This is a genomic window from Pantoea sp. BAV 3049 (genome assembly GCF_009765445.1).
In the GTDB taxonomy this organism is placed as follows: domain Bacteria; phylum Pseudomonadota; class Gammaproteobacteria; order Enterobacterales; family Enterobacteriaceae; genus Erwinia.
Map to the genome: position 1 here is coordinate 104,031 of NZ_WHOY01000031.1, position 13,678 is coordinate 117,708.

The 13,678-nt window shown below is 55.2% G+C and carries 13 protein-coding genes; 12 read left to right on the forward strand and 1 reads right to left on the reverse strand.

Going from position 1 to position 13,678, the window contains the following annotated elements; genetic code table 11:
- Positions 1 to 178: 178 nt before the first annotated feature.
- The 8 genes from GSQ70_RS01280 to GSQ70_RS01315 all read left to right on the forward strand — a co-directional run bounded on the left by GSQ70_RS01280 (position 179) and on the right by GSQ70_RS01315 (position 7,871).
- Positions 179 to 1,243 carry a PhoH family protein gene (locus GSQ70_RS01280; protein WP_158780570.1) on the forward strand — a complete coding sequence of 355 codons (1,065 nt, stop codon included), beginning with the start codon at positions 179 to 181 and terminating at the stop codon, positions 1,241 to 1,243.
- Entirely contained in the window at positions 1,240 to 1,713 is a 474-nt protein-coding gene (gene ybeY, locus GSQ70_RS01285; protein WP_158780571.1) for an rRNA maturation RNase YbeY, read from the forward strand. Before GSQ70_RS01280 ends, ybeY begins: the two co-directional genes overlap by 4 nt.
- 76 nt (positions 1,714 to 1,789) lie before the next feature.
- Positions 1,790 to 2,668: a CNNM family magnesium/cobalt transport protein CorC gene (gene corC / locus GSQ70_RS01290; protein WP_158780572.1), complete on the forward strand. Its 879-nt coding sequence runs from the start codon at positions 1,790 to 1,792 to the stop codon at positions 2,666 to 2,668.
- Between the two features lie 6 nt (positions 2,669 to 2,674).
- Positions 2,675 to 4,207, forward strand: coding sequence for an apolipoprotein N-acyltransferase (lnt, locus tag GSQ70_RS01295; protein WP_158780573.1), 1,533 nt, complete (start codon positions 2,675 to 2,677; stop codon positions 4,205 to 4,207).
- Positions 4,208 to 4,623: 416 nt separating this feature from the next.
- Positions 4,624 to 5,526: an amino acid ABC transporter substrate-binding protein gene (locus tag GSQ70_RS01300; RefSeq protein ID WP_158780574.1), complete on the forward strand. Its 903-nt coding sequence runs from the start codon at positions 4,624 to 4,626 to the stop codon at positions 5,524 to 5,526.
- A gap of 201 nt (positions 5,527 to 5,727) precedes the next feature.
- Positions 5,728 to 6,468 carry an amino acid ABC transporter permease gene (locus GSQ70_RS01305; protein WP_158780575.1) on the forward strand — a complete coding sequence of 247 codons (741 nt, stop codon included), beginning with the start codon at positions 5,728 to 5,730 and terminating at the stop codon, positions 6,466 to 6,468.
- Positions 6,468 to 7,145, forward strand: coding sequence for a glutamate/aspartate ABC transporter permease GltK (gene gltK, locus GSQ70_RS01310; protein WP_158780576.1), 678 nt, complete (start codon positions 6,468 to 6,470; stop codon positions 7,143 to 7,145). The genes GSQ70_RS01305 and gltK overlap by 1 nt, the downstream gene beginning before the upstream one ends.
- The gene (locus GSQ70_RS01315; protein ID WP_158780577.1) at positions 7,146 to 7,871 is read left to right on the forward strand and encodes an amino acid ABC transporter ATP-binding protein; all 726 of its coding nucleotides are present in this window, start codon (positions 7,146 to 7,148) and stop codon (positions 7,869 to 7,871) included.
- Between the two features lie 205 nt (positions 7,872 to 8,076).
- On the opposite strand, the gene GSQ70_RS01320 is transcribed toward GSQ70_RS01315, so the two are convergent.
- Complete coding sequence (locus GSQ70_RS01320; RefSeq protein ID WP_158780578.1) at positions 8,077 to 8,559, reverse strand: zinc ribbon-containing protein; 483 nt, start codon at positions 8,557 to 8,559, stop codon at positions 8,077 to 8,079.
- 214 nt (positions 8,560 to 8,773) lie between these two features.
- On the opposite strand from GSQ70_RS01320, the gene leuS reads away from it, so the two are divergent.
- Genes leuS through nadD form a run of 4 tightly spaced genes read left to right on the forward strand, consistent with a single transcriptional unit; the run spans position 8,774 to position 13,668 of the window.
- The gene (gene leuS / locus GSQ70_RS01325; RefSeq protein ID WP_158780579.1) at positions 8,774 to 11,356 is read left to right on the forward strand and encodes a leucine--tRNA ligase; all 2,583 of its coding nucleotides are present in this window, start codon (positions 8,774 to 8,776) and stop codon (positions 11,354 to 11,356) included.
- A gap of 14 nt (positions 11,357 to 11,370) precedes the next feature.
- Positions 11,371 to 11,967, forward strand: coding sequence for an LPS assembly lipoprotein LptE (gene lptE, locus GSQ70_RS01330; protein ID WP_158780580.1), 597 nt, complete (start codon positions 11,371 to 11,373; stop codon positions 11,965 to 11,967).
- A complete protein-coding gene (holA, locus tag GSQ70_RS01335) occupies positions 11,964 to 12,995 on the forward strand; it encodes a DNA polymerase III subunit delta (protein WP_158780581.1) in 1,032 nt (343 codons plus the stop codon). Before lptE ends, holA begins: the two co-directional genes overlap by 4 nt.
- Positions 12,988 to 13,668, forward strand: a complete 681-nt coding sequence (gene nadD, locus GSQ70_RS01340; protein ID WP_158780582.1) for a nicotinate-nucleotide adenylyltransferase — start codon at positions 12,988 to 12,990, stop codon at positions 13,666 to 13,668. The genes holA and nadD overlap by 8 nt, the downstream gene beginning before the upstream one ends.
- Positions 13,669 to 13,678 lie beyond the last annotated feature (10 nt).

Sequence of the window (13,678 nt, forward strand, 5' to 3'; positions counted from 1 at the left end):
CCGCTGCAAATCATCCGCTTACCCTTGCTTTGTCCGTACCGCGCCCAAATATCCGTTTCAGCGCTTGCGGATTGGCGCACTGACATAAATAATTCCTTTATGGCTCCGCGCGTTACTGGCGACGTAAGCCGATGATAAGCCATCCTCAACCTGGCCCTGAGCGACCCAAAGGATTAGTTTGAATATTGAAACACGCGAAATCACGTTAGACCCTGCTGACAACCACCGTCTGCTGAGCCTTTGCGGCCCGTTTGACGACAACATCAAGCAGCTGGAACGCCGGTTAGGCATTGAAATCAACCGCCGCGATAACGCCTTCAAACTGGTGGGCAAAGCACTGGTGGTGGATGCCGCAGCCCGCATCCTGCGCGACCTGTATGTGGATACCGCGCCAGTGCGTGGTCATATTCCGGATATCGATCCGGAGCAGATTCATCTGGCAATCAAAGAGAGCCGCGTGCTGGAGCAATCAGCGGACAGCGTGCCGGAATATGGCAAAGCCGTGAACATCAAAACCAAGCGCGGCGTGATCAAACCACGCACGCCCAATCAGGCGCAGTATGTCGCTAACATCCTCGACCACGACATCACTTTCGGTGTCGGGCCTGCGGGGACAGGTAAAACCTACCTCGCCGTAGCAGCGGCGGTGGATGCCCTGGAGCGTCAGGAAGTCCGGCGTATTCTGCTGACCCGGCCTGCAGTGGAGGCCGGTGAAAAGCTGGGCTTCCTGCCGGGCGATCTCAGTCAGAAAGTGGACCCGTATCTGCGTCCGCTCTACGATGCCCTGTTTGAAATGCTGGGCTTTGAGCGGGTTGAAAAACTGATTGAACGTAACGTGATCGAAGTGGCCCCGCTCGCCTATATGCGCGGCCGTACTTTGAACGATGCGTTTATTATTCTGGATGAAAGCCAGAACACCACCATTGAACAGATGAAGATGTTCCTGACCCGTATTGGCTTTAACTCCAAAGCGGTGATCACCGGGGACGTCACGCAGATTGACCTGCCGCGCAACCTGAAATCGGGGCTGCGCCATGCGATCGAAGTGCTGTCTGAAGTGGAAGAGATCAGCTTTAACTTCTTCCACAGTGAAGACGTGGTGCGTCACCCGGTGGTGGCCCGCGTCGTTATCGCCTATGAAGCCTGGGAAGCCGCCGACCAAAAACGTCGCGATGCTCAGGCAGAAGAACGTAAACGTGAAGCACTGGCGATACAGCTGGCGGCCTCACAGGAGCCTAAATGAGCACCGTGATTTTAGATTTACAGCTGGCGTGCGAACAGCCGGAAGGGCTGCCGACAGAATCTGATTTTCGTCGCTGGCTGGAAGCGGTGCTGCCGCAGTTTCAGGAAGAGAGTGAAGTGACAATTCGCGTGGTGGATGAGGCGGAAAGCCGCGAGCTGAACCACACTTATCGCGATAAAGATAAACCCACCAACGTGCTCTCTTTCCCGTTCGAAGCCCCGCCGGGCATTGAGCTGCCGCTGCTTGGCGACCTGATCATCTGCCGCCAGGTGGTGGAGCAGGAAGCCGGGGAACAGGAGAAACCGCTGCTGGCTCACTGGGCCCATATGGTGGTACATGGCAGCCTGCATTTGCTGGGTTATGACCACATTGAAGATGACGAAGCCGAAGAGATGGAGTCAATTGAGACCGAGATAATGCTTGCTCTTGGTTATGACGATCCGTACATTTCGGAGAAAGAATTACCGTAGTCAATATCGTCCCCTTCTGCCTGCGGGCAGAAGGCGACACCCCCTCACACAACATGAGTGACAAAACCAAAACGCCATGAGCGATGACCATTCACAGAACAATGACAGTCCCAGTAGTAAAAAGGGATTTTTCACCCTTATCCTCAACCAGCTGTTTCACGGTGAGCCTAAAAACCGCGACGACCTGCTGGAGCTAATCCGCGATTCCGAGCAGAAAGACCTGATCGATCCGGATACCCGCGACATGCTCGAAGGCGTGATGGATATTGCCGAACAGCGCGTGCGTGACATCATGATCCCCCGCTCGCAGATGATTACCCTGAAGCGGAACCAGACGCTGGAAGAGTGCCTGGAGACCATCATTGAATCCGCTCACTCCCGCTTCCCGGTAATCAGCGAAGATAAGGACCATGTTGAAGGCATTCTGATGGCGAAAGACCTGCTGCCGTTTATGAGCAGCCAGTCCACTCCGTTCAGTATTGAAAAAGTGCTGCGTCCTGCCGTGGTGGTGCCGGAAAGCAAGCGCGTCGACCGGATGCTGAAAGAGTTCCGCTCGCAGCGCTATCATATGGCGATTGTGATCGATGAATTCGGCGGCGTCTCCGGCCTGGTGACCATTGAAGATATTCTTGAACTGATCGTCGGTGAAATCGAAGACGAGTACGATGACGAAGAAGATCGCGATGTCCGTCAGTTGAGCCGTCACACCTATACCATCCGCGCGCTGACTCCGATTGAAGACTTTAATGAAGTGTTTGAAACCAGCTTCAGCGATGAAGAGGTGGACACCATTGGCGGTCTGGTGATGCAGGCATTTGGTCATCTGCCAGCACGCGGCGAAAGCATTGAAATCGACGGTTACCAGTTTAAGGTCGCAATGGCCGACAGCCGTCGTATCATTCAGGTTCATGTCAGGATCCCGGAAAACTCGCCGCAACCGATTTTGGAAGAATAATTCTCAATGGCTATTGCCTCAGTGTACCAGCGTCAGCGGGTTCGCCTGCTTTTAGCGCTGCTGACGGGTGCCTCTGGCACCCTTGCGTTCTCTCCGTATGACTTCTGGCCGGCCGCGCTGATTTCGCTGGCCGGTCTGCTGGCTTTAACCCTCGACCGCTCCACCCGTCAGGCAACGGCCATCGGCTTTGTCTGGGGCTTTGGCCTGTTCGGCAGCGGGATAAACTGGGTCTATGTCAGCATCGCCACCTTTGGCGGCATGCCCGGCCCGGTTAACGTCTTCCTGGTGGTGCTGCTGGCGGCATATCTGTCGCTGTTCACCATGCTGTTTGCTGCCCTGCTCAACCGGTTGTTCCCGAAAACATCCCTGGTGCGCCTGACGGTAGCCGCGCCGGTACTGTGGCAAATAACCGAGTTTCTGCGCGGCTGGATCCTGACCGGCTTCCCGTGGCTACAGTTTGGCTACAGCCAGATTGATGGTCCGCTGAAAGGGCTGGGACCGCTGACCGGTGTGGAAGGGATAACCTTTGTGCTAATGATTGTCGCCGGGCTGGCAGTCTTTGCGGCGGTGCATCGCAACTGGATGGCTGCTATTGCCGCGCTGGCTCTGCTGCTGCTGCCATGGCCGCTGCGTCAGATCAGCTGGTATCAGGCGATGCCGGAACGTGAAGTGGACGTTGCGCTGGTGCAGGGCAACATTCCACAGTCGCTGAAGTGGGACCCCAACCAGCTGATTAGCACGCTGCGGACTTATACCTCACTCAGCCGCCCCTACGTTGGCAAAGCCCCGCTGATTATCTGGCCGGAGTCCGCAATCCCGGACCTCGAAAGCAATCAGCAGCCGTTCCTTAAGTCGATGGATGAAGAACTGCGCGCCAATGGCAGCAGCCTGATCACCGGGATTGTCGACTCCCGGCTGGAGAATAACCGCTATCACGATTACAACTCGATCATCGTGCTGGGCGGCGACAGGCCATACGATTACGACAGCACCAACCGCTACCAGAAAAACCATCTGGTGCCGTTCGGCGAGTTTGTGCCGCTGGAAACCCTGCTTCGTCCGTTAGCGCCGTTCTTCGATTTGCCAATGTCCTCGTTCAGCCGCGGTGCCTACATCCAGCCACAGCTGAAAGTGGCCGGATACAATCTGACCGCCGCGATCTGCTATGAGATCGTGCTGGGGCAGCAGGTCAGGGATAATTTCCGCCCAGATACCGACTTCCTGCTGACCCTATCTAATGACGCCTGGTTCGGTCACTCTATCGGCCCGTGGCAGCACTTCCAGATGGCGCGAATGCGTGCTCTTGAACTGGGCCGTCCGCTGCTGCGCGATACCAATAACGGTGTGACTGCCGTGGTGAACGCTGATGGCAATGCAGAAGAGATGATCCCGCAGTTCAAAGCCGACGTACTGGCAACCAAAATCACCCCGACTCAGGGACTGACGCCGTATGCCCGTTTTGGCAACTGGACGGTATGGATAATCACGCTGCTGTTTGGTCTGGCAGCGGTCATTACCGGCTGGCGTAATCGCCGCTAACCCTTTCCTGAAAGCGCTGAACTCTGTTCGGCGTTTTTTTGGAACCTCCCACCTCCCCGCACCACTAAGCACATCCTGCTGAGAAATGTTTTAACAAAAACATTTTGGCACGATGATTGCAAAATATTACGGCGAGAACCGCTGAACAGTCTGCACTTAGCCATACAGAACCGGCGTACGCACCATCAGGGCTCATGAAATGCCCCAGGGCGGAGCATTGCTCGAAACATTGCCTCGATTTGGTGCGGCACACTTCGCAAAAAAGAAACTTTTTTGTTTCATTGCGTTAACATTCAGCTATGTTAGGGCTGTTCAGGTGCGGTTACGCCCTGGGATTAAAAAGAAAAGCAGCAGGAAATAAACATAACATCACAATCGGCGCACTTTTAAGGCGTCACACTTTGAAGGAGTTGGAGATGAAATTACGGAAACTGGGGCTGTGCCTGGCACTGGCTGGCCTTGCATCCGGACTCGCCCATGCAGAAGATGCACCGCAAACGTCCACGCTGGACAAAATTGCTAAAAACGGCGTCATCGTCGTTGGTCACCGCGAATCTTCTGTTCCTTTCTCTTACTACGATAATCAGCAAAAAGTTGTTGGCTATTCTCAGGATTATTCCAACGCCATTGTGGCGGCAATTAAAGCCAAGCTGAATAAGCCGGATCTGCAGGTAAAAATGCTGCCGATCACCTCGCAGAACCGTATTCCGCTGCTGCAAAACGGCACCTACGATTTTGAGTGTGGCTCCACCACCAATAACGCCGAGCGCCAGCAGCAGGCTGCGTTCTCCGATACTATCTTTGTGATCGGCACCCGTTTACTGGTTAAAAAAGGCAGCCCGATTAAAGACTTCCCGGACTTGAAAGGGAAAACCGTGGTGGTCACCTCCGGTACCACTTCTGAAATTCTGCTTAACAAGCTGAATGACGAGAAGAAAATGGGCATGCGCATTATCAGCGCCAAAGATCACGGGGACTCTTTCCGCACGCTGGAAAGCGGCCGTGCCGTGGCCTTTATGATGGATGATGCCTTGCTGGCTGGTGAACGTGCGAAAGCCAAAAAACCGGATAACTGGGTCATCGTCGGTACGCCACAGTCGAAAGAAGCCTATGGCTGTATGCTACGCAAAGGTGACACCACCTTTAAACAGCTGATGGATGACACCATCGCCAAAGAGCAGACCTCGGGTGAAGCAGGCAAATGGTTTGAAAAGTGGTTCAGCCAGCCTATTCCACCAAAAAACCTCAACATGAATTTCGCCCTGTCTGACGATATGAAAGCCACTTTCAAAACGCCAAACGACAAGGCACTGAACTAATAACGAAAATAAGGGCGGCAAGCCGCTGCCCTATGATTGTTGAAAACAGGCTCGGACAGACAACAGCCTGAAACTGCCGCCGCAAAGTGGCAGGCATTCAGGCAAAGGTGCGAAGTGGTCGTTCCCCATGACGCACAGCAAGAAGCCTCTCATCAATCTTCAGGGTAGCTTCGCTACCCTTTTTTTCTACCGGAGTTATTTATGTCAATCGATTGGAACTGGGGAATATTCCTGCAACAGGCCCCTTTCGGTAATACCACCTATCTGGGATGGCTGTGGGCCGGCTTTAAAGTCACCATTGCCGTGTCGATCTGCGCCTGGATTATCGCTTTCTTTGTCGGTTCGCTGTTTGGTATCTTGCGCACCGTGCCCAACCGCCTGCTCTCTGCCATCGGCACCTGTTACGTCGAACTGTTCCGTAACGTACCGCTGATCGTGCAGTTCTTTATCTGGTACCTGGTGGTGCCGGAGCTGCTGCCGGAATCCATCGGCACCTGGTTTAAATCCGAGCTGGATCCGAATATTCAGTTCTTTACCTGCTCGGTGATCTGTCTGGGGCTGTTTACCGCTGCCCGCGTCTGTGAGCAGGTGCGGGCAGCGATCCAGTCGCTGCCACGCGGGCAGAAAAACGCCGGGCTGGCGATGGGCCTGACGCTGCCGCAGACTTACCGTTACGTTTTGCTGCCCAATGCCTACCGGGTGATTGTGCCGCCGATGACCTCGGAAATGCTTAACCTGGTGAAAAACTCCGCTATCGCCTCTACTATCGGGCTGGTCGATATGGCGGCGCAGGCGGGTAAGCTGCTGGACTACTCCGCACACGCCTATGAATCATTTACCGCTATTACCGTTGCCTATATTGGCATCAACGTGGTGGTGATGCTGCTGATGAGCCTGGTGGAACGTAAAGTTCGCCTGCCCGGCGGCATGGGAGGCAAATAATGTACGATTTTGACTGGAGCACTATTGTTCCAAACATGCCTTACCTGCTGAACGGTATGGTGATCACGCTGAAAATCACCATTACGGCGGTGGTCTTCGGGATTATCTGGGGCACGCTGCTGGCGGTGATGCGCCTGTCCAGCTTCAAGCCGATCAGTTGGTTCGCTAAGCTGTACGTCAACCTGTTCCGCTCCGTGCCGCTGGTGATGGTGCTTTTGTGGTTCTATCTGGTGGTGCCGAGCTTCCTGCAGCAGGTGCTTGGCCTGTCGCCTAAAACCGATATCCGTCTGATCTCCGCGATGGTGGCGTTCTCGCTGTTTGAAGCCGCCTACTATTCGGAAATTATTCGCGCCGGGATCCTGAGTATTGCGCGTGGTCAGGGGAATGCCGCGCTGGCGCTGGGAATGACACACTGGCAATCCATGCAGCTGATTATCCTGCCGCAGGCGTTCCGCGCCATGGTGCCACTGCTGCTCACCCAGGGCATCGTTCTGTTTCAGGATACCTCACTGGTTTACGTACTCAGTCTTGCCGACTTCTTCCGTACCGCCGACACCATCGGCATTAACAACGGAACCGAGATTGAAATGGTGCTGTTCGCCGGTGCCGTCTATTTCGTTATCAGCCTTAGCGCTTCACTGTTGGTCAGCTATTTAAAGAAAAAAAGGACAGTTTAAATGATTACCCTGAAAAACGTTTCGAAGTGGTATGGTCACTTTCAGGTACTGACCGACTGCTCTACTGAAGTTAAAAAAGGCGAAGTGGTGGTAGTTTGCGGCCCGTCAGGCTCCGGCAAATCGACCCTGATTAAAACGGTGAACGGTCTGGAGCCGATCCAGCAGGGCATCATTGAGGTCAACGGCACAGGCGTAAATGACAAACGTACCAACCTCGCCCAGTTGCGCTCCAAAGTCGGCATGGTGTTCCAGCATTTTGAACTGTTCCCTCATCTGACCATCGCCGAGAACCTGACAATTGCTCAGGTAAAAGTGCTCAAACGCAACAAAGAAGAAGCGCGGCAGAAAGGGCTGAAGCTGCTGGAGCGTGTCGGCCTCTCTGCCCACGCCAACAAGCATCCTGGCCAGCTTTCCGGCGGCCAGCAGCAGCGCGTGGCCATCGCCCGTGCGCTGTGCATGGACCCTATCGCCATGCTGTTTGATGAACCCACTTCGGCACTGGATCCGGAAATGATCAACGAAGTGCTGGATGTCATGGTCGAACTGGCAAATGAAGGCATGACCATGATGGTGGTGACCCACGAAATGGGCTTCGCCCGCAAGGTGGCGAACCGGGTGATCTTTATGGATGAAGGCAAGATTGTGGAAGATTCACCGAAAGATGACTTCTTCAATAATCCTCAGTCAGACCGCGCGAAAGACTTCCTCGCCAAAATCCTGCATTAATTTTTCTGTCAGCCCGAATTAAGCCTTACATGGCCATTCGGGCAATCGACTTAAAAACCTGAAGCAACAAGAACGCAGGCTGGGAATAAAGCGTCTCGCGCCATGGACGGCACGAGTCGAGCTAACAGGGACGGTGCTTTTTGCGTCTTTATGAGCAGCCAGTGTTCCCCGCGCCTGCGCTGATTTACCCAGATTTACCCTCAACCTAGGGTTCAAACGGCTGTCGCTGAAACTGATCGTTACCGCATTCCGGGCAGCGCGTCAGCGTCTCAGGCGTGTAGATTGCCCGGGTAAACTGGCATTTTTCACACACCAGATTACCCAGCCCCACCACTTCTCCACTCTGATAAACCCCGTGATGGTTCAGATCCTGAAACACTTCGCGCCACTCCAGCTGGCTCTTATCGGTAATATCCGCCAGTTCCTTCCAGACGCTTTCGCGGATAATACGCATAAACACGCTGTCACTCTTCTCATCCTGCGTTTCCGTATAGCTGCGAGCAAACTCCTCCAGATCCCGCCGGACCGCCCTGGTCACATCATCAATCTGACTGCGGGTCAGCTCGCCCCGATTATTCATTCGCTGCCGGGCACTCTCCACCAGAGCATCAATATCATGATCGCCCTTGTTAATCCTCTCGGTCAGGGAGGAAAGCAGTTCGCGATAATACTGAGCAACCTTGTTCATTTTTTCTCCTTCATCATACCTGCCGTATACGCTATTAATTCTAGCGGCATTACCAATATTACGCGGAGATGACTGCGAAATTTGCCCGCCGTCTTCCAGCATGCAGAGAAATGCCCCTTGTCTGGCCGGATACTGTTGTTGCGCCGGGGCCGAATCAGCTATGCTATGCGGATCTGAACGAACTCATAAAGTTTACAAAGGACCACTGGCTGCCATGCAAGAGCAATACCGCCCGGAAGAGATAGAATCCCATGTACAAAAACACTGGGATGAGAAGCAAACGTTCAAAGTGACCGAAGAGGAAGGTAAAGAGAAGTATTACTGCCTCTCCATGCTGCCCTATCCTTCTGGCCGCCTACATATGGGCCACGTTCGTAACTACACCATCGGTGATGTCATCTCCCGCTACCAGCGTATGCTGGGCAAAAACGTGCTGCAGCCCATTGGCTGGGATGCGTTTGGCCTGCCAGCAGAAGGCGCTGCGGTGAAAAACAACACGGCTCCCGCACCGTGGACCTACGACAACATCGACTACATGAAGAACCAGCTCAAATTGCTGGGCTTTGGCTATGACTGGAGCCGTGAACTGGCGACCTGCCAGCCGGAATACTATCGCTGGGAACAGTGGTTCTTCACCAAACTGTATGAAAAAGGTCTGGTCTATAAAAAGACTTCTGCTGTTAACTGGTGCCCACACGACCTGACCGTTCTGGCAAATGAGCAGGTGATCGACGGCTGCTGCTGGCGCTGCGATACCAAAGTTGAGCGCAAAGAGATCCCGCAGTGGTTCGTGAAAATCACCGATTATGCGGATGAGCTGCTAAACGACCTGGACAAGCTGGAAAGCTGGCCGGAGCAGGTGAAAACCATGCAGCGCAACTGGATCGGCCGCTCTGAAGGTGTGGAAATTACCTTTGACGTTGCCGATAGCAGTGAAAAACTCAGCGTTTACACCACCCGCCCGGACACCTTTATGGGTGTGACCTACCTGGGCGTCGCTGCCGGTCATCCTCTGGCAGCACAGGCTGCTGCGAGCAATCCGGCACTGGCCGATTTTATCGCCGAATGCCGTAACACCAAAGTTGCCGAAGCTGAAATGGCGACGATGGAGAAAAAAGGCATGGCAACCGGCCTGTTCGCCATCCACCCACTGAGCGGTGAAAAACTGCCGGTGTGGGTCGCTAACTTTGTGCTGATGGAATACGGCACCGGTGCCGTGATGGCTGTACCTGGCCATGACCAGCGTGACTGGGAATTTGCCACCAAATACGATCTGCTGGTGAAACCAGTGATCCTCAATGCCGATGGCAGCGAGCCGGACCTGAGCGCTGCAGCGATGACCGAAAAAGGCACGCTGTTCAACTCTGGCGAGTATAACGGCCTGTCATATGAAGAAGGCTTTAACGCCATCGCCGATCAACTGGCCGCGAAAGGTGTCGGTGAGCGTAAGGTTAACTACCGCCTGCGCGACTGGGGTGTCTCCCGCCAACGCTACTGGGGCGCACCAATCCCAATGGTGACCCTGCTCGATGGCACCGTAATGCCAACACCAGAAGACCAACTACCGGTGATCCTGCCGGAAGATGTGGTGATGGACGGTATTACCAGCCCGATCAAAGCCGATCCTGAGTGGGCAAAAACCACCGTTAACGGCCAGCCTGCGCTGCGCGAAACCGATACCTTTGACACCTTTATGGAGTCCTCCTGGTACTACGCACGCTACACCTGCCCGGACTACGACAAAGGCATGCTGGACCCGGCTGCGGCCAACTACTGGCTGCCTGTCGATCAGTATGTTGGCGGTATCGAACACGCCATCATGCACCTGCTGTACTTCCGCTTCTACCACAAACTGCTGCGTGATGCTGGCCTGGTGAACTCTGACGAGCCAGCCAAACGGCTGCTGTGCCAGGGTATGGTCCTTGCTGATGCGTTCTACTATCTGGGCACCAGCGGTGAACGTAACTGGGTTTCTCCGGTTGATGTAACCGTTGAGCGCGACGAGAAAGGCCGCATCACCAAAGCCACCGACGAAGCGGGCCACGAGCTGGTCTACGCGGGCATGAGCAAAATGTCGAAATCGAAAAACAACGGCATTGACCCGCAGGTCATGGTTGAGCGTTACGGCGCGGATACCGTCCGTCTGTTTATGATGTTCGCTTCCCCGGCTGAAATGACGCTGGAGTGGCAGGAATCCGGTGTGGAAGGCGCAAACCGCTTCCTGAAGCGCGTCTGGAAACTGGTTTACGAGCACACTGAAAAAGGCGCCACCGCGCCCCTGGATGTCGCTTCACTGAACGAAGACCAGAAAGCACTGCGTCGCGACCTGCACAAAACCATCGCCAAAGTGGCCGATGACATTGGCCGCCGACAGACTTTCAACACCGCCATTGCGGCAATCATGGAGCTGATGAACAAGCTGGCCCGTGCGCCACAGGAAAGTGAGCAGGATCGTGCGCTGATGCAGGAAGCGCTGCTGGCCGTGGTTCGCATGCTATACCCGTTCACCCCGCACGCCAGCTTCACACTGTGGCAGGCGCTGGGCGGCATTGGCGACGCGGATAACGCGCCGTGGCCAGTGGCTGACGAAGACGCGATGGTGGAAGATTCTGTGCTGGTCGTCGTGCAGGTTAATGGTAAAGTACGTGGCAAAATTACCGTTCCGGCAGACAGCACGCAGGAACAGGTTCAGGCTCGTGCCGCGCAGGAGCATCTGGTCGCCAAATATCTTGCTGGCGTCACCATTCGTAAAGTGATTTACGTACCAGGCAAGCTGCTTAACCTGGTCGTGGGTTGATGTCAGGAGGAATTGTGCGACATCCGATAATGTCAGTGTTGCTGGGCCTGGCGGTGTTGATCACCGCGGGCTGCGGCTTTCACCTGCGCGGGACCACTTCGGTCCCGCCGGAAATGAAAACCCTGATTGTTGATACAGGGGATCCGTATGGACCAATGGCTCGTGCGGTGCGTGAAGAGCTGCGTCTGAACAACGTGACGGTGCTGGATAAACCGGGCCTGCGTAAAGATGTGCCTTCTCTGCGTCTGGGTGCGGAAACTCATAGCCAGGATACGGCGACGATTTTCCAGGACGGTAAAACGGCGGAGTACTCGCTGATGATGACCGTCAGCGCACAGATACTGGTACCTAATAAAGGCATCTACCCGATCAGCGCCACCGTTTATCGTTCATTCTTCGATAACCCGCTGGCCGCGCTGGCAAAAGACTCCGAGCAGAGCATTATCGTCAGTGAAATGCGTACCCAGGCTGCCCAGCAGCTGGTGCGTAAGCTGCTGACAGTACATATTGCGGAGAACGATGCATCAGTGAATACGCTGGGGTCCACACCTTCGGCTGTTGACCAGACCACACCGCGTTCCGCCCTGCCTGATAACTCCTACGCCAGATGATCAGGATCTATCCTGAGCAACTCAGCGCGCAGCTCCATGAGGGGCTGCGCACTTGTTATATCCTTACGGGAAACGAACCTTTGCTGCTGCAGGAGTCGCAGGATGCCGTGCGCGCTGTAGCCCACCAGCAGGGGTTTACTGAACATTTCAGCATCGTGCTCGACACGCATACCGACTGGGACGCCATCTTTTCTACCTGTCAGGCACTCAGCCTGTTTGCCAGCCGCCAGACGCTGATGCTGACGCTGCCGGAAAACGGCCCCAATGCCGCGATGGCTGAAAAATTGGTGATGCTTTCCACCCTGCTGCATGCCGATATCCTGCTGCTGCTTCGGGCAAGCAAGCTGACCAAAGCGCAGGAAAACAGCGCCTGGTTTAAAGCGCTGAGCGCCCATGCCGTGGTGGTTCCCTGCCAGACGCCGGAACAGGCCCAGCTACCGCGCTGGGTTGCCGCCCGTGCGAAAAACATGAAGCTGTCACTGGACGATGCGGCGATCCAGCTGCTCTGCTACTGCTATGAAGGAAATCTGCTGGCGCTGTCCCAGGCTCTGGAGCGCCTGTCGCTCCTCTGGCCGGACGGCAAACTGACGCTGCCGAGGGTTGAACAGGCAGTGAACGATGCCGCGCACTTCACACCTTTCCACTGGGTGGATGCATTGCTGGCCGGGAAAAGTAAGCGGGCGCAACATATTCTGCGCCAGATGCAGGCCGAAGACAGCGAGCCGGTGATCCTGCTGCGCACGGTGCAGCGTGAGCTGATGATGCTGTTAACTTTGCAGCGCCAGATGAGCAACACGCCGCTGCGGACTTTATTCGACCAGCATCGCGTATGGCAGAACCGCCGGCCATTGTTCAGTGAAGCCCTGCAGCGTTTGTCTGCCAGGCAGCTGGCCCAGGCGATCCACCTGCTGATGCGCATCGAACTGACGCTGAAACAGGATTATGGCCAGAGTGTCTGGTCAGAACTTGAAACGCTGTCGCTGCTGCTGTGCAGCAAATCATTTCCTGAGCACTTCTGCGATGTCTGAGCACAAAAGTCTCCAGGCGCTGTTTGGCGGCACTTTTGATCCCATCCATTATGGTCATCTGCAACCTGCCGAAGCGCTGGCGAAGCTGGCCGGGCTGCAGAAAATCACCCTGATGCCCAATAATGTGCCCCCACACCGACCACAGCCTGAAGCCTCAGCGGCTCAGCGGATAAAGATGGTTGAGCTGGCAATAGCGGGTAACCCGTTGTTCAATATCGACCTGCGGGAAATGCAGCGCGACACGCCTTCGTACACTTTTGAGACGCTGGAAGCACTGCGTGCGGAACGCGGTAAACAACAGCCGCTGGCGTTTATCATCGGGCAGGATTCCTTGCTAACCTTACATAAATGGCACCGCTGGCAGGAACTGCTGACGCTGTGTCATCTGCTGGTGTGCAAACGCCCGGGTTATGACAGCAAACTGGAAACCCCGGAGCTGCAGCGCTGGCTGGAGGAGCATCAGGCTGACACTGCGGAAATCCTGCACCGACAAACAGCTGGCCGGATCTTTATGGCCGACACCCCGCTGGTTTCCATCTCCGCCACCGAAATTCGTGAACGTCGCCATCGCGGTGACGCCTGCGAAGACCTCCTGCCTGCTGCCGTTCTGGCCTATATCGATGATCAGGGTTTATATCGAAACGCCGATCCACGTGGTATACTGCGCCGCTAAATTTTCCGGG